The sequence below is a fragment of the Paenibacillus sp. FSL R5-0766 genome, assembly GCF_037971845.1.
Classification (GTDB): domain Bacteria; phylum Bacillota; class Bacilli; order Paenibacillales; family Paenibacillaceae; genus Paenibacillus.
In genome coordinates this window covers 1,766,755-1,781,020 of the sequence record NZ_CP150227.1, presented here as the reverse complement: position 1 = coordinate 1,781,020, position 14,266 = coordinate 1,766,755, and the positions used below count along the sequence as shown (strand labels likewise).

The following is a 14,266-nucleotide window of genomic DNA, read 5'->3' as shown; positions in this document are numbered from 1 at the left end:
TTTATATGTCAGGACATCAACATAATCATAGCCATGGGCACGATCATGGACATAACCACGCTCACACCACCAATAACAAGAAAGTACTGCTGTTTTCCTTCATCATTATTACCGTCTATATGATCGTTGAAGCCATTGGAGGATTTGTCACCAACAGTCTCGCACTCATCTCGGATGCTGGACACATGCTGTCCGATTCCATTGCGCTCGGGATTGCTTTACTGGCGTTTACGTTTGGTGAAAAAGCAGTGAATACGGGTAAAACGTACGGCTACAGAAGATTTGAAATTTTGGCCGCTACGTTGAACGGAGTCACGTTAATCGCCATTGCGCTCTACATTTTCTACGAAGCCATTGGCCGTTTCATCAACCCGCCAGAAGTCGCAACCGTAGGCATGTTAATCATCAGCGTCATTGGATTGCTCATCAATATTCTGGTGGCCTGGATCATGATGCGTGGTAGCGATACAGAGAATAACCTGAATATGCGAGGGGCTTATCTCCATGTCATCAGCGACATGCTGGGATCGGTTGGGGCCATTGCGGCAGCACTGCTCATGATGTTCTTTGGCTGGGGTTGGGCCGATCCACTTGCGAGTGTGATTGTCGCAGCGTTGGTATTACGAAGTGGTTTCTATGTCACCAAATCATCCCTGCATATTTTGATGGAAGGCACTCCGGCCAATGTGGATGTGAATGAACTGGTGCAAACCATCAAACAAGTCGAAGGTGTCAAAGGCGTTCACGATGTGCATGTCTGGTCCATTACCAGTAACCTCAATGCGCTGACCGCTCATATCGTGGTGGATGGAACGATGGATGTCTATGCATCCGAGATCCTGGTTCAGAAGATTGAGCATATGCTGGAACATAAAGAAATCAAACATGTGACGCTCCAAGTGGAGTCTGAGAAACATCTGCATGATACCTCGGTATTATGTACGGTCAAAGGCGACGCACCAGATGCTCATGCGCATCATCACCATTGAATGTTTACTAAGCATAACTGCTAAATGAAAACAGGGCTGATTCCCATCACTGGGAAAGCCCTGTTTTTGATTTTTATAATTTTTTGGTATGTCCTACGGCTTGATGAACACATCCCTGCCTTCTTTTCTGACAGGTTATTCCGCTGTATCATCAACATCTTCTCTTTTTCCATTCATTCGCTAGCTTCATACTTCATTAATCTCCGCCACCACCACAAGATGAACAGCTGGATGAGCTGCAAGAAGAGTCGGAAGATGATCCCGAGGATGATCCGGATCCTCCCGAGGAACTACTACTGTCAGTACATTGATCCGCATAACAGCTGGAACTGCTCGTGCAACCACTGCTTGACGAGGAACCATAGGCTGCCTTTTCCTGTGGAAGAATTTCCTGCTCCAGCCGGCCCATGTGTAGCCCATATGTCGCCTCGTTATGCATGGAGTAATACACCATGGCGCTAGCCATGACGAGAGCTACATCGCTACTTCCGGAAGATGCTGGAGATAGCTCTTCTTCACTTAGCGTTGCGGATCTACGTAGTTGATCAATCAAATAGGCAATCACCTGAGCAGCTTCAGGATCCTCCTGCATGCGTCTGGCATGAAACAGTTCATTCACCAGCTCAGACTGATCTCCCTGTGCGATCAGCTTCTGTACATCACTGGATAATGGGTAAGTGAAAAAATCACCCCAGATTACAGCACTGTAGGGGGTGAACTCGAATAATTGACAGTACACCCAGTCAAACCATGCACGTGCTCCTGGCGTTTCCCGGCGGGTGATTGCCGGCTCATGGTGCACCGTGGAACCCATGAATTCTGCACAAAATTCAGCGTAAGATTTCGTAAACATTAGCATCTCATGCCACAAATCATCAACTTCATCACTGAACATGGGCACCTGCTTAAGTAATGAAGCCATAATGAAATATCGCTTAAGCTCTATCAGTTTCCACCGATACTCCAGCGTTTTCATGTAAGGATATTCCTGTTGAATTCGGATCTTGAGTTTGTTCGCAAAATGCTTATTGTAACTCTTCTCCAATTGAAGAATGGTTTGCTGATAGAGGACTTCTTCTCGAAGTCCAAGATTCAATGGTGCTTTTTTTCGTCTGTACGTAACTTTCGTCTGTTTTCTGCGTCTTCCTGCTGGACGGAAAATCTTGAGCTTACGTCGAACCAAATAGGTTGTTACAACTAATAAAACTGCTGCAAGGTAGTAGTAGATCGGCATAATAAAACCGCTCCTCTCCGTTGATCTTCTCTATGTAGGGTTAAACTATCATTAGTATAAATGAGGAACAGCAGTAATTCATAGAGCCCTTTGGCATACATGCCAGGGCTCTAGTTTAGTATATTCTATTGTTGCTCATTGTTATGAAATGGCAATGATTATACCCGTTATCAACATCAACAACGTTACGGGCGCCCAGATTCTTCGTTCCCATACACTTCTCGTGATCAGATTCAAAATCGTCCCCAACACCAAATACCCAACGATAAACCAAATTGCTATATCTGAGAACGAAGACCATCCAGGCAAAAGCAATCCTGATTTACTCAGGACAACGATACCCATGAATGCCAAAATTGCAATCTGAACTATGCAGGCAAAACGCATGGATACGGGGTATTTCCCGGGAAACTTCCCACCCATGGCGTACTCTCCCCAGGGCACACCTACTGCCAACGCAACCTGAAACAGAATAACGATCAGGATCAAGACGGTGAATACGATTGCCGATGTCAATACAATCATGACCACACTCCAGTCAAAGTGGCAGTAGCAACACTCCCATAATAGGGATACCCTATTTTCCAATCGTAGATCCTTCACTCTCTACAGAAATGCTAACCTGATTGTTCTCTAAATTATACAGGATATGCCACTAAATCATACTTCCTTTTTCTCCTCATTTTTACCCGTTAAGCTGAGTCATCATTTCTTTCATATAACGTGTTCCATGGACCTCATGTTGAGGACTTACCTTTTCAATGCGAGCTAAGTCATCAGATGTCAGTTCAATCGTTGCAGCCTTCGCGTTTTCCTCCAAATATTTGATTCGTTTCGTTCCCGGAATCGGCAATGCGTTATTAGCCACTGTCCAAGCTAAAGCCAATTGTGCAGGCGTGCAACTCTTCTCCATGGCGATCTCTTTGATTTTATCCACAACTTCTATATTTTTGGCAAAATTTTCTCCTTGGAACCTCGGCATATATCTGCGCAGATCATTAACATCCAAATCTTCGAATTTCCGTATCTCACCTGACATAAACCCTCTGCTTAATGGACTGTATGCAATATGGGTAATACTCAGTTCTCTAGCAGTTGGTAGAATCTCGTCCTCAATATCCCTGCTCCACAGGGAGTATTCGCTCTGCAACGCAGAGATTGGATGAACGGCGTGTGCACGGCGTAAAGTGGAAGCCGATGCTTCCGACAAGCCAAGGCAGCGGACTTTCCCCTCTTTAACCAAGTCAGCCATCGCGCCAACCGTTTCCTCAATCGGAATCTGAGGATCTACCCTGTGTTGGTAATACAGATCAATATAGTCGGTGTCCAGCCTGCGAAGACTTGCTTCTACAGCCTTTTTCACGTAATCCGGATGACCATTCAACGTCTCATAGTTCGGGGTATACGCAAATTTGGTAGCAATAATGGCCTGATCGCGACGTCCCTTCAGTGCTTTCCCCAGTAGTTCTTCATTATGACCATTACCATACACATCAGCTGTATCTAGCAGTGTAACGCCAATCTCCAGCGCGTGATGGATGGTCTTTATTGAATCCTCATCATTGGTTTCGCCGTACATCCCCGGAGACATGCCCATAATTCCCAGTCCAATTGAAGATACGACGATATCGCTAATTCCCAGCACTCTTTGCTTCATATCTCCATCTCTCCATCCGTTAATATTAGTTTTTGCCGATGCTTTCCATTTGATCTAGCAGCTTGCTTTCTGAAGGAAGCTTTCCTGTTTCTATGTCTTCATAGATGTTCAATTTGTTATTCACCGCTGCAAGTGCTTCGGCAATTTCAAGTTGGCGGCGATGTAACTCCTCTTTGTATTCGTGAAGGACCGCTTTCCGTTGTGGAATCGTTGAATCACCATCCAGCGCCAGACTAACCATATGTTTCAGGGTAGCTACCTTCATACCCGTTGCCCGGAAACAAGACATCAGTCTCATCCAATCCAGATGTTCTTCCTCGAACATCCGATTTCCATGTTGATCCCGTTGAATGTAAGGGAGCAGTCCCTCCTTCTCGTAGTAACGAATTTTATGTGCAGGACAACCCAGCCGCTCCGAAGCTTCTTTTATCGAAAAAGCCATAATGCTGACTCCTCCTTTATGTTCATTTTTGGATGCATTTGGCTGGTTCTTTTACATCCTAAGGCTTAATGTTCACATTAAGGCAAGCACAATTTCAAAAAAATCAAATGAATTGACGTTCACTATTTTTAACAGTGGAGGACATAATACACGCTTCAGTACTGAGAAATAACGAATAGAGGATATCTTTCGAAAAGATCGGTGAAAAGCTGATATTCAGAGGAGAAGAGTTTGGAGATGCTGGGCTACTGTTTCGCTTACTTTAATCGCTAGGCGTGCCATAAAGTACCCTAGCTTGATCACAGTTCAATGGTTCGGTAAAAGGTACTTCCAGGAAGTATTCCAGCTGCCATTGCTGCGTTTTTAGAGCCTGTTTACTTGTTGGTTTATCCCAAGGCGGATATACACGTATGGCACGCTTGCCACCTTTGCCTTGATTCGATAGGATATCTCGCTGTAACAATACATGCTTCGGAAATACAAATTGACCAAAGTGGCTACCTATGCGCGTACTAATGACATACACATCTGCTGAATCTGATCCATCATATGGCTGTGTCGTTCCATCCTCACCCCGCTGCCACAGAGTAACAAATTGTCCAATCTTGGTTGGGGTGGTTTTGGCAACACGAAATCGAATGGAGAGAGAATTTATGGTGAACACATATGCCCCATATTCAGCATTTTGTGCTTCTTCATATGGTTGTGAGCAACCAAAGCCACACTTGTCATAGATAAGTTCTTTACTGGCAAGTAAGTCGCCATGAAGCATCTCGGAGGTCGTCCAAGAATTCGGACGATTCAAACTACTTTTGTTATCCAACTTGTGATATCTCTCCTGTCTTGTATAGTCTGATCTAAGGCATTTACGATAGCTGTAAAAAGTTTGTTAGTTCAAAGTTCCTGACATAATCGCCTCCATTCATGCCAAGCCTTCAAATACTCAGGCAGATCATCCGGATGATGCTTGTTACTCAGCCCAATTCGGCACAGTGGCTTGGCTTACCTTTCAAAATGGGCACGTTCTTCTTGATTGGAACTAAAAATATAATCTGGGTACTGGTTTGCCATGGGTGGGAGCTGATCCTCGGGGAAAAACTGCAGATCCTTCATTTCTTCATTATCGGGCGTGAGTTGCCCAGATTTGATCCTGCATTCAAATACGATAGTCAAATATTCAACCTGATGACCATTGCTGTATGTAAACCTTCTTGCTTCACCCCCGTATATTCCGATAATCTTCTCCGGTTCAACAACCAGACCTGTCTCTTCCAGTGCCTCTCTTACCATCGCTTGGGCCGGTGTCTCACCAAGCTCAATTGCTCCGGCTATCAACCCCCAAGTTGATTCGTTATGTTTACGACCGAACAGGATCTTCCCTTGTTCATTTCGGATAATCCCAGCTACACCCGGCATAAAAACAAGCTCGTTGCCGATCTTGCCCCTCAGGTTTTTGTAATAGTCTGACATGCCCATACACAGGTACCTCCTGTCTTTTATTCTCTGAATTCTCTTCCATGAATGATCCATTGTACGGCATCCCAAATATCCTCTGCGATATAATCAGGTTCGGTCTCCGTCCATTTGTCTCTGAATTTAGTTAATGAAGATTCCCCCCAGCCTGTTCGCACCATGATCTTGGTCGCTCCTACGGCATGGGCAGCAAGCATATCTGTATCTCCTACATCTCCAATAACGATGCATTTGGATAAATCCAGACCGAGTTCCTCTGATGCCCGTAATAACATTCCGGGTTTAGGCTTTCTGCAACTGCATTCTTGCTCATGCGGACATATATAGGAGTGATCGAATCCATACTCGCGAAATTGCTCTTCAAAATCCTCAACACTTGCTTCTCCACGTGAGATTCGATATTGATTCGTAAAAGCCAGTACCATAATTCCTTCTCGTTTCAAAAGCATAATTGCTTCTTGAGCATTTGGGTATAATCTGAAATCTCTCGGATGAATAAAATGACCTGTACCACCGATAGTTCCATCTCTGTCTATAAAAACAGCTTGTACGTTTCCCTGTGGTTTCATCATGGTCTGTTCCTTTCTTAGACAAATTTCAAGTCGTGTCGTTCATCTATACTTTTTCGTCAATAATATGCTTGCTACCATCTTGCTGCTTATGGTGTTGCAATTTTTTAATTTCAGTTTTCAGATAGTGTACTTCTTTGATTAATACATCCAGCTTTTTCGATGTTTTGGATGAATCTATCGCATACCGTACAATTGCAGCAAAGATAAGAACCACAATAAAACTTATAAGTGATACTACTAAAGCTCCATAAAACTCCAAAATGGTGTTCAACTCCTTGCTGTCAAAAAAATAAGTTGTAAAACTCTTCTGAAAACCAAAACCATATAATCCCCAGGATAACCATAGTGGTGCCTAGTACTTTTAATATTATCTCTATATGTTTAGGGATATCACTATTAGGTGGGTTATCTTCAAACTCGTGATTCGGTTTTATTTCTCGATATCTCATCAGAACAAATATTTTGTATAGAAAATCAGGAAAGAAATAACACGCAATACCCACGACAAATACGGGAGTAGATAAATAACCAAAGGTACTGGTGGTCCATTCCATCTCTATTCCCTCCATATTCATCTTCTTGGCCTCCCTCATTCTACCTCTACGAGAATGTCAGCACAGCGAACAATCAATTCAGGCATATTCTCTCCATCAAATAAAACATGAAGCTCATATCCGTTATCGATCCGATACAGCTCTTGATACAGCCAGTAACTGCCTACAATCCCACCGTCTTGCTTGATGATTTCGGGTGCAACCAGCGTAAGTTTATTTATATTGGTGAAGCCCCCACGGGTGTCAAAACGAATGACCACCTCATCCCCTGTCAGCAGTTCCGTTATCGTACAATCATGATATTGAACCCGGCTATGTATTTCATCGGAAATATCCTGTGCCATCATCACTTCTCTAAATTCTTTCGATGTGTGTTCCACACGTCTCCAATTGTGCGCACTCTGTTTCTTCAATTGCTGTAGCATCTTTCTCGTGCAATATCCCAAAGTAAACACACGAATATCCGCAATTTGTTCAACGATTTCCTGTGGCAAATGTTCCGCCTTGTATTGAAAACTCGACTCCATCGATTCTTTGTACTCTTCCTTGCATTTCTTCTCATCAAAAGGAGGGCGCACATCATATTCTGCAATGAGTTTCTCGATATGCGCTCGTTCTTCCGGAGGCATGTGATAAACGATCTGATCCTCTTCTGTCACTTCTTCCTCACCGAAAGCTTTGTCTAGGCGAGTGAGCACCTGTCCATCATGCTCCAGCATGAAACGTGGGTCCAAGTTATATAGCTCTCGCTCCTGCTTCACATGTGCTTTTTCCTTTCTTTTATACAGCCTTAAAAATAGATTCTCATCTGACTCGTTAGCTCCGTTATGTACTCTTAAACCAAAATGAAGATGTGTCTGTTGACACAGCTCATACCATTCTTTCGTTAGATATCTCATAAGCACCTCTCCTACTGGTTTTTAGAAATCTACGTCAATAATCGTGTTAGCGATAACAGATCTCGTAAAGCCTAACACCTCGACCACTTCCGATCGATCTCGTTAGAAACTGCTCTATTGTTTGCATCGCTACTCCTCCAAAATCCTCAGCCTCAACGATTCCTTATATTCACAAACGCACTGTTCTACCCCACGGTTTGAAACAATTTATGTTTAATCTCTTTGTCGTTTCGCGCCGCCCATTCATGCACAGCTTCTACGCCTGCGGACTCCTGACCTCGTTGAAAATAAAAACATAGATCCATCGGCACTAACCGTTTACCATAGAGTTTGATGCCAATGCGTCTGTAATTCATATAAATACACTCAATCTGAGATGCATCATATCTCTGATGTTTCATAGAAATCACATGATCGCTTTCCAGCGTAATACTGGGTTTAGTGAAAAATAAACGCCAGAGCAGAAAAACGATATAACCGAGAATAAAGGTCAATATAACGATCAGGGAGTACTTCAGAATACCATTTCTATCGTAAATACCATCCCTGAAAAGTATAGCTTCAATGATCAACATACATAGTAGGCTCAACCATGCTCTTGGATAAATCGTCTTGTACGTGATGAGTTCCACCTCCTAGTTATTCTCACCATTAATCCGAAGCCACTTGGAAGGGGCTTTTCTGGCAAAATGTTTTTCAACAAAATCCAAAATATCATCAATGCCGGGTAATGCTGCATTTTCTTTGGCTTCGTCAAACGTCATCCATTGGTACTCGGTATGTTCATGATTTAACCGGACAGGCTGGCTTTCATCCACATATCCTACGAATACGGTAGCAGTAAGTGTATTTGAGGCTAAAAAACTTCCTTCCAATAATATACTAAAAGTAGAGCCCTATTTTGCTGACATTAGCTCAGCATATACGGATATCGGATATTACTATGTTGGTTTTAATTATACAGTCAATAAAGAAAGTGAATTCTTCTACAATGGTGTTAAATATGAGTTAATTGCAACAGGGAAACTAAACGGACAAGAATATATTATTGGTCATGAAAATGTTTATAACATTGATGAACTTGTAGCTCTTGGTTATGCATTTAATTCAGCAGCTGAGCAACAAGCAAATAACGTAGTTAAAGAAAGAGAACAAGGGCATATAGTAAACTTTGAAAATAAATCTATCCAGCAAACTACTATTAAAGAAGATTCACAACATGAAGAATTGAATCAAATAGTAGATGAAAATAGTATAGATCTAAATCAGGATTTTCCCGAAACGACTACGATTAAGAAACCTAGAGAACAATTAAATTTGGAAAAAGCTAAGAACGGAGTTAACGCTCAGGGTAATTCGGGCGATATACAACCTCTAAGTGCTACTAGTACGCCATCAACATTTAAATTGTATATTACTGGTTCCGGAACAATCACCAATATCGGCTTTGACACTTACGCTAAGAATGTATTGCCAAACGAGTGGTATGGATCATGGAAATCAGAGTCATTGAAAGCTGGAGCAGTAACAATTAAGACATATGCATGGTATAACGCCACTTACCCAAGAAAACCTGCAACAGATTATGGGGCACACTTGACAGACCGCTGGCAAAATTACCAACATTATGTTCCAAATTCTGGACAAACAGCTACAAATAATGCCGTTAATGCTGTATCAGGAATTTTCATGGTCAATTCTGATGGCAAAGTTTTTGACGCTCAATATAGAGCAGGATCAGAAGGGGATATTGGTACAGCTTGGGGTGGAGTGTTAAGTCAATGGGGCACACAATATATTGCACAAAATTATCCAGAGTATAACTACTACACTATACTAAGCTATTATTACAGTTTTTCTGATAAAAGTAGTGGATACATCCAAACTGGGAACTATTAATCATTTAGTTCAGATTAAAAACGTCAAACGTAAAGTTTGGCGTTTTTTTTGGAATTTTATTTAATTTTTTTCTATAATATAGATTATTCATTCAAAATTATAGAAGGAGGTGATAATAATGACAAAAAAAGCATTCTATCTGCTTCTTTTTTTCCTTCTTCTTCTCACTGCGTGCACTTCAGAAGACTCTGCGAAAAATCATGAGTCTGAGGATGTGCAAAGAAAAGAGTCTGCACCTATGATCATGAGTATTAAGACTAACTTCCCTGAAAAAGAAGGTTGGGTTGTAGTCCCTGCAAACAGTTCTGATTTAACTGTCACTGTAGAGACGACCAACGCGGAAACACTTCTTTTCTGGTCCGTTCCAACTGGGACAGAGACATGGGGAGAAAGAGAACTAATCGGATACGATACCAGTGGGAATGATGGTTGGAAAATAACGTGGAATATTGCGGGTAAGTCCTTACACAATCGTTTAGTGGTTCAAGCATTGGGGAGTGATGGAAAAACGATCACTGATGAAACGATAAATATTACGAATGAGTAAGTTTGACTTAGATAATTAATTTACGAAGATAAAATTAACAATGGATGCCCACTTTAGGTGATCGTCCATTGTTAATTATGCAGTTGTCTCTGAACCATTTAATCTTGGTAAGCAGCTTCTCCTTATTTTGCTCAAATTCATATTCAGTAATGATATTTTTTCTCTCAAATTTCTACTTGTGAGTTTGATGGACTTTAAATGATTGGTGCTAAGCCTTCTGATTGTAAAACTTCTAACTTGGCAGGTGGGATGCTTTCTTGCAAATCTCCACTCATAACATCCATCGCCTCCCATTCGACGAATACAACAAAGTTTTCCGTAAGTCGGGAGTAATCGGACCAATTCGTCGTTTCATTGAGGTCATACGCGACTTCCTTCCACAATCTCATTCCTTCCTCCCACCAATCTCCGTTGCTACGCCAATACATAATAAGAGTTCTAAGCTTCTCAATTAAATCATGATTTGTAAGTTCTTGTTGATCAATTCCAGGATGCTCTCCTGAATTCCAAATGTTGTAATAGTAATCTTCGTTTTCATCTTTCTCTTCAATTTGTTCTTCTCTTATTTCTTGCAAACCTGGATCAAAAATAGGTGAATATACCGTATCAACTTCATCGTGTAAGTAGATGGACAGAAAACAATATCTTTTGTCCGATTGATTTTCACAGAGAACATCAATAATGTCTTTCACGGTCAGAATGAGTTCCTTTTTCACCGTTTCCCGGAGTATTAGAACTTCTTCAGGTGGCATCTTCACATAGATCACACCTTTGGTTCCATCTAACACTCGCTGGAGAATTCCTTGCTCATCATATTTGAAATAGGTGAGAAGAAGGTGATCAAAAAGAGCATTATTTTCGTATTGAGGTTGATATACTTCTACAAGTCTGTTGCTTTCATAGATATAATCCTCATACTCTAATTTATTGAATCGAGTAAAATACTCAACTGACCGACAGATTAACCCGTCTTGTATCAAATATTCCTTGACTGAGTCCAATTCGCCATCGACATACGTTCTTGTCGTTATATGACTTTCATCATATGAAACATACGTGTAGCCATCAATTAAATCGTCACAGGCCAAAATCCGTATTCTACCTTCATCATCAAACTCATAATAGGTATCTGTCACTTCATACGAGATATCTCCAGGAATTTCACCTTGGCGCGCATACCAGTACGGAGAAATGTCATACCGTTTACTTGTCGTATATTCTCTTCTATGTACCCGTGCTTCTGCTTCTTGTTTGTAAGATTGATACTGTTCTTGTGCATCTCGATTAAGCTTCACATAATATTCTTCGTTAATCATTTGTCTCACACCTCTTTCATTATTATGCCTCTAAACTTCTGAATTTCTCTAAAAACCTTCATATCTTCTGATCTCGAATTACATCTTCCCATCAATCCGCAGCCATTTCGACGGAGCCTTCTTGGCAAAATGCTTTTCAACAAAATCCAAAATATTATCAATGCCGGGTAATGCCGCATTTTCTTTGGCTTCGTCAAACGTCATCCATTGGTACTCGATATGTTCATGATTTAACCGGACAACCTGGCCTTCATCCACATATCCTACGAATACGGGAGCAATATAGATGTACTCCTCCATGGGTGAATAATATTGCTCGAATTGATTGGCAGAATACAACCGGACTTCCGTAATACCTGTTTCCTCATGAACTTCTCTGAGTGCAGCTTCCCATGCCTTCTCGCCCTTTTCTATCCCGCCACCAACATAACACCACTCGTTATGCAACATACGACCAGCCCGCTTTAGCATCAGTACACGGTATTGATCGTGGCTTTTCTTCAACAGAACTACAGCCACGCCTTCACAACGAATGGGAACTGCCTGTTTCACGTGCTCTGCACCATCCACCTTCTCGTGCCCCTCTCTTCAACTTTCCTGAGAATCGAAATCCTCCAATACTTTAAACCTATCCCCGTGGATTTTGTCCAGATGCTCTTCTCCCCAATAGCACAGATGGTCCAAGGCGGGCTTGAGTCCCCAGCCGTAGTCCGTCAACTCATATTCCACTTTGGGAGGCACCTCCGAATATACCTTGCGCTGTACGATCTCATCCTTTTCCAGTCCTCTGAGCTGTGTCGTCAGCATCTTCTGCGTAATGTCCGGTATCAATCTTCGAAGCTCCGACGTACGTTTCCGCCCGGTCATCAAATGATAAATAATCAATGGCTTCCACTTTCCGCCCATTACTTCCAAGGCCGCTTCCACGCCTACTTTATATTTTTTTGGAGCACTCGTTTCTCCATGTTCTGTCATTTTTGAACCCCTCCATAATCAGGCTGTATCCCAAGTGAAAATATAAACTTTTTGCTGCTCTTCTTTCTATTATTTAAGCCCATTTCGAGGCATCCATTTAGGGTACTTTGATGTTCCTATGGCACTTCATTCTTCCTATAGAACATCAAAGTGCGTACTTCCAGATGTTTTCATACCTGTTTATAATAGCATCAGCCACTGATTTATGGCTACAAGACTGCAATCCAGAAAGGTAGTGAAAGATAAGATGAACGTACTCGTTGTAGTATCCCACCCGCGTAAAGATTCGTTGACCTTCCAGGTAGCTGAACGTTTTGCAAAAGGGCTTACCGAGGCTGGTCACGGTTATGAGATATTGGATTTGCATGGAATTGGATTCGACCCGATTCTTCGTGAAAAGGATGAACCCGACTATACTCAAGAAAATCAGGTGTTCTCACCAGAGGTTGAAACGGAGATGGAGCGTTTGAAGAAGCACGATGCTGTGGCTTTTGTGTTTCCTCTCTGGTGGTGGCATCTGCCAGCCATGTTGAAAGGTTATGTGGATCGTGTCATGAACAACGGATTTGCCTATGGCGCGAACAAACTTCCTCATCAGCAGATATTGTGGATCGCTCTTTCGGGTGTGACGGAAGAACAGATGCATAAGCGCAATTATGGTCAATCGATCGCCAACCTGCTCAATGTGGGGATTGCCGATTATTGCGGTGTGTCCCAATCAAGGGTTGAGTTTATATATGAAACGTTGGAATCCAAGCCTGAGCATTATGAGGCACTGCTGAACCATGCACATCACTTGGGACTGAACTATGTCAACGATATTCCGACTCCATGATCGTATGAGAAAAAAGGCATGACCCCGACTATGAATTCTGAAGTTTTGTGGTACGTTCAATGGCAAATCACTACGTTTGAACACGGCAAAAAGGTCGCTCCGAAGAGCGACCCTGCCTGTGTGTCTTGCATTATTTTACTGTCGAGAGAAGAAACTTCTCCAGCATAGTGATATCGGTAATGCTATGGTTGCAAGCTGTGTTATCCATGCATACGTACTGGGCAATGGAAGAAAAGTTATCCGCCGAATGAGCCTTGGTCTTCACGTTGAAGAATCCGAGCTCCTGATGGCGATGACAGAACATGCAGTACCCTTTTTTGTTCGTGGCTGTAAGCCGTCCCTCAATACCGAGGAATCTGCCTTCGTACGGGTACACGATGAACAAACGGCTCGTCGCAATGTCAGTCCATCTCAGATAGGTAGTACGTGCGTAATCGACTAACTCCAGATCCGGCAATTTAAGCTTCTTCGCCTTAGGAAACAGCTTCTGAATCTGCTTCGCTGATACTTGCGGAAATGGAATCAGATATGATTCGAGCTGGTTCAGATACGTCTGCAATTCATGTGTCGTCTCATACGTGGATAACTGCTCCAGCAGTTGCTTCTGCTCCGGAGTGAGGTCATCGAAGATGCTCACCGCATTGGTGCCGACCGTATAACGGACGGTTTCCAATACTTTGGGATCCACAACCGAGCGTAGCGTTTTCAGCAGGAAATCAGCTTGTTTTTGAATATAATTAAATTGATGATTCTGAATAAATGGTGTTTGCATGGCGTTCAGCCCCTTATTTTTATTGGAAGAACAAATAAGGTGCAAAGCCTGCGGGATGTAACATTATGTTGATGTTGATTCCAGGGCAAACAATCTCATTTT

General features: G+C 42.4%; 20 protein-coding genes. 4 read left to right on the top strand and 16 right to left on the bottom strand.

From position 1 onward, the window contains the following. Window positions 1–5 precede the first annotated feature (5 nt). Window positions 6–989 (top strand): cation diffusion facilitator family transporter, encoded by a 984-nt coding sequence (locus MKY66_RS07985; protein WP_076209347.1) that lies wholly within the window; start codon window positions 6–8, stop codon window positions 987–989. A 196-nt stretch (window positions 990–1,185) separates the two neighbouring features. On the opposite strand, the gene MKY66_RS07980 is transcribed toward MKY66_RS07985, so the two are convergent. From MKY66_RS07980 to MKY66_RS07925, 12 genes are all read right to left on the bottom strand, one after another. Then, window positions 1,186–2,223 (bottom strand): hypothetical protein, encoded by a 1,038-nt coding sequence (locus tag MKY66_RS07980; protein WP_076209348.1) that lies wholly within the window; start codon window positions 2,221–2,223, stop codon window positions 1,186–1,188. A gap of 141 nt (window positions 2,224–2,364) precedes the next feature. Continuing rightward, window positions 2,365–2,748: a hypothetical protein gene (locus MKY66_RS07975; RefSeq protein ID WP_076209349.1), complete on the bottom strand. Its 384-nt coding sequence runs from the start codon at window positions 2,746–2,748 to the stop codon at window positions 2,365–2,367. Between the two features lie 160 nt (window positions 2,749–2,908). Beyond that, the gene (locus MKY66_RS07970) at window positions 2,909–3,880 is read right to left on the bottom strand and encodes an aldo/keto reductase (RefSeq protein ID WP_076209350.1); all 972 of its coding nucleotides are present in this window, start codon (window positions 3,878–3,880) and stop codon (window positions 2,909–2,911) included. A gap of 25 nt (window positions 3,881–3,905) precedes the next feature. Continuing rightward, window positions 3,906–4,322, bottom strand: a complete 417-nt coding sequence (locus MKY66_RS07965; RefSeq protein ID WP_076209351.1) for a MerR family transcriptional regulator — start codon at window positions 4,320–4,322, stop codon at window positions 3,906–3,908. A 262-nt stretch (window positions 4,323–4,584) separates the two neighbouring features. Next, window positions 4,585–5,145: a MepB family protein gene (locus MKY66_RS07960; RefSeq protein WP_076209352.1), complete on the bottom strand. Its 561-nt coding sequence runs from the start codon at window positions 5,143–5,145 to the stop codon at window positions 4,585–4,587. A 179-nt stretch (window positions 5,146–5,324) separates the two neighbouring features. Beyond that, on the bottom strand, window positions 5,325–5,798 hold the full coding sequence (locus MKY66_RS07955; RefSeq protein ID WP_076209353.1) for an NUDIX domain-containing protein: 474 nt from the start codon (window positions 5,796–5,798) through the stop codon (window positions 5,325–5,327). A 20-nt stretch (window positions 5,799–5,818) separates the two neighbouring features. Beyond that, complete coding sequence (locus tag MKY66_RS07950; RefSeq protein ID WP_076209354.1) at window positions 5,819–6,367, bottom strand: HAD-IIIA family hydrolase; 549 nt, start codon at window positions 6,365–6,367, stop codon at window positions 5,819–5,821. A gap of 43 nt (window positions 6,368–6,410) precedes the next feature. Next, the gene (locus tag MKY66_RS07945) at window positions 6,411–6,626 is read right to left on the bottom strand and encodes a hypothetical protein (protein WP_076209355.1); all 216 of its coding nucleotides are present in this window, start codon (window positions 6,624–6,626) and stop codon (window positions 6,411–6,413) included. A gap of 22 nt (window positions 6,627–6,648) precedes the next feature. Then, the gene (locus MKY66_RS07940) at window positions 6,649–6,942 is read right to left on the bottom strand and encodes a hypothetical protein (protein ID WP_076209356.1); all 294 of its coding nucleotides are present in this window, start codon (window positions 6,940–6,942) and stop codon (window positions 6,649–6,651) included. Between the two features lie 14 nt (window positions 6,943–6,956). Further along, entirely contained in the window at window positions 6,957–7,820 is an 864-nt protein-coding gene (locus MKY66_RS07935) for a DUF4085 family protein (RefSeq protein ID WP_076209357.1), read from the bottom strand. 185 nt (window positions 7,821–8,005) lie between these two features. Beyond that, complete coding sequence (locus MKY66_RS07930) at window positions 8,006–8,395, bottom strand: hypothetical protein (RefSeq protein ID WP_076209358.1); 390 nt, start codon at window positions 8,393–8,395, stop codon at window positions 8,006–8,008. A gap of 60 nt (window positions 8,396–8,455) precedes the next feature. Beyond that, window positions 8,456–8,695, bottom strand: coding sequence for a hypothetical protein (locus tag MKY66_RS07925; RefSeq protein ID WP_339807116.1), 240 nt, complete (start codon window positions 8,693–8,695; stop codon window positions 8,456–8,458). A 352-nt stretch (window positions 8,696–9,047) separates the two neighbouring features. Between MKY66_RS07925 and MKY66_RS07920 the strand changes: the two genes are divergently transcribed. Continuing rightward, entirely contained in the window at window positions 9,048–9,719 is a 672-nt protein-coding gene (locus tag MKY66_RS07920) for a SpoIID/LytB domain-containing protein (RefSeq protein ID WP_076209359.1), read from the top strand. Window positions 9,720–9,837: 118 nt separating this feature from the next. After that, the gene (locus tag MKY66_RS07915) at window positions 9,838–10,266 is read left to right on the top strand and encodes a hypothetical protein (RefSeq protein ID WP_076209360.1); all 429 of its coding nucleotides are present in this window, start codon (window positions 9,838–9,840) and stop codon (window positions 10,264–10,266) included. A gap of 194 nt (window positions 10,267–10,460) precedes the next feature. On the opposite strand, the gene MKY66_RS07910 is transcribed toward MKY66_RS07915, so the two are convergent. From MKY66_RS07910 to MKY66_RS07900, 3 genes are all read right to left on the bottom strand, one after another. Further along, entirely contained in the window at window positions 10,461–11,582 is a 1,122-nt protein-coding gene (locus MKY66_RS07910) for a hypothetical protein (protein WP_076209361.1), read from the bottom strand. 78 nt (window positions 11,583–11,660) lie between these two features. Beyond that, a complete protein-coding gene (locus MKY66_RS07905; RefSeq protein WP_083656935.1) occupies window positions 11,661–12,152 on the bottom strand; it encodes an NUDIX domain-containing protein in 492 nt (163 codons plus the stop codon). An 18-nt stretch (window positions 12,153–12,170) separates the two neighbouring features. Further along, on the bottom strand, window positions 12,171–12,557 hold the full coding sequence (locus MKY66_RS07900) for a helix-turn-helix domain-containing protein (protein ID WP_076209362.1): 387 nt from the start codon (window positions 12,555–12,557) through the stop codon (window positions 12,171–12,173). Window positions 12,558–12,804: 247 nt separating this feature from the next. On the opposite strand from MKY66_RS07900, the gene MKY66_RS07895 reads away from it, so the two are divergent. Beyond that, window positions 12,805–13,392: an NAD(P)H oxidoreductase gene (locus tag MKY66_RS07895; protein ID WP_076209363.1), complete on the top strand. Its 588-nt coding sequence runs from the start codon at window positions 12,805–12,807 to the stop codon at window positions 13,390–13,392. 130 nt (window positions 13,393–13,522) lie between these two features. Here the strand turns inward: MKY66_RS07895 and MKY66_RS07890 are convergent, their stop codons facing one another. Then, window positions 13,523–14,164, bottom strand: coding sequence for a FusB/FusC family EF-G-binding protein (locus tag MKY66_RS07890; RefSeq protein ID WP_076209364.1), 642 nt, complete (start codon window positions 14,162–14,164; stop codon window positions 13,523–13,525). Window positions 14,165–14,266: the final 102 nt, after the last annotated feature.

Excerpts from the sequence above, each read along its gene's own strand:
- MKY66_RS07985 (WP_076209347.1), top strand. The coding sequence starts at position 6 with ATGTCAGGACATCAACATAATCATAGCCATGGGCACGATCATGGACAT.
- MKY66_RS07980 (WP_076209348.1), bottom strand. The coding sequence starts at position 2,223 with ATGCCGATCTACTACTACCTTGCAGCAGTTTTATTAGTTGTAACAACC.
- MKY66_RS07975 (WP_076209349.1), bottom strand. The coding sequence starts at position 2,748 with ATGATTGTATTGACATCGGCAATCGTATTCACCGTCTTGATCCTGATC.
- MKY66_RS07970 (WP_076209350.1), bottom strand. The coding sequence starts at position 3,880 with ATGAAGCAAAGAGTGCTGGGAATTAGCGATATCGTCGTATCTTCAATT.
- MKY66_RS07965 (WP_076209351.1), bottom strand. The coding sequence starts at position 4,322 with ATGGCTTTTTCGATAAAAGAAGCTTCGGAGCGGCTGGGTTGTCCTGCA.
- MKY66_RS07955 (WP_076209353.1), bottom strand. The coding sequence starts at position 5,798 with ATGGGCATGTCAGACTATTACAAAAACCTGAGGGGCAAGATCGGCAAC.
- MKY66_RS07950 (WP_076209354.1), bottom strand. The coding sequence starts at position 6,367 with ATGATGAAACCACAGGGAAACGTACAAGCTGTTTTTATAGACAGAGAT.
- MKY66_RS07940 (WP_076209356.1), bottom strand. The coding sequence starts at position 6,942 with ATGAATATGGAGGGAATAGAGATGGAATGGACCACCAGTACCTTTGGT.
- MKY66_RS07935 (WP_076209357.1), bottom strand. The coding sequence starts at position 7,820 with ATGAGATATCTAACGAAAGAATGGTATGAGCTGTGTCAACAGACACAT.
- MKY66_RS07930 (WP_076209358.1), bottom strand. The coding sequence starts at position 8,395 with ATGTTGATCATTGAAGCTATACTTTTCAGGGATGGTATTTACGATAGA.
- MKY66_RS07915 (WP_076209360.1), top strand. The coding sequence starts at position 9,838 with ATGACAAAAAAAGCATTCTATCTGCTTCTTTTTTTCCTTCTTCTTCTC.
- MKY66_RS07910 (WP_076209361.1), bottom strand. The coding sequence starts at position 11,582 with ATGATTAACGAAGAATATTATGTGAAGCTTAATCGAGATGCACAAGAA.
- MKY66_RS07900 (WP_076209362.1), bottom strand. The coding sequence starts at position 12,557 with ATGACAGAACATGGAGAAACGAGTGCTCCAAAAAAATATAAAGTAGGC.
- MKY66_RS07895 (WP_076209363.1), top strand. The coding sequence starts at position 12,805 with ATGAACGTACTCGTTGTAGTATCCCACCCGCGTAAAGATTCGTTGACC.
- MKY66_RS07890 (WP_076209364.1), bottom strand. The coding sequence starts at position 14,164 with ATGCAAACACCATTTATTCAGAATCATCAATTTAATTATATTCAAAAA.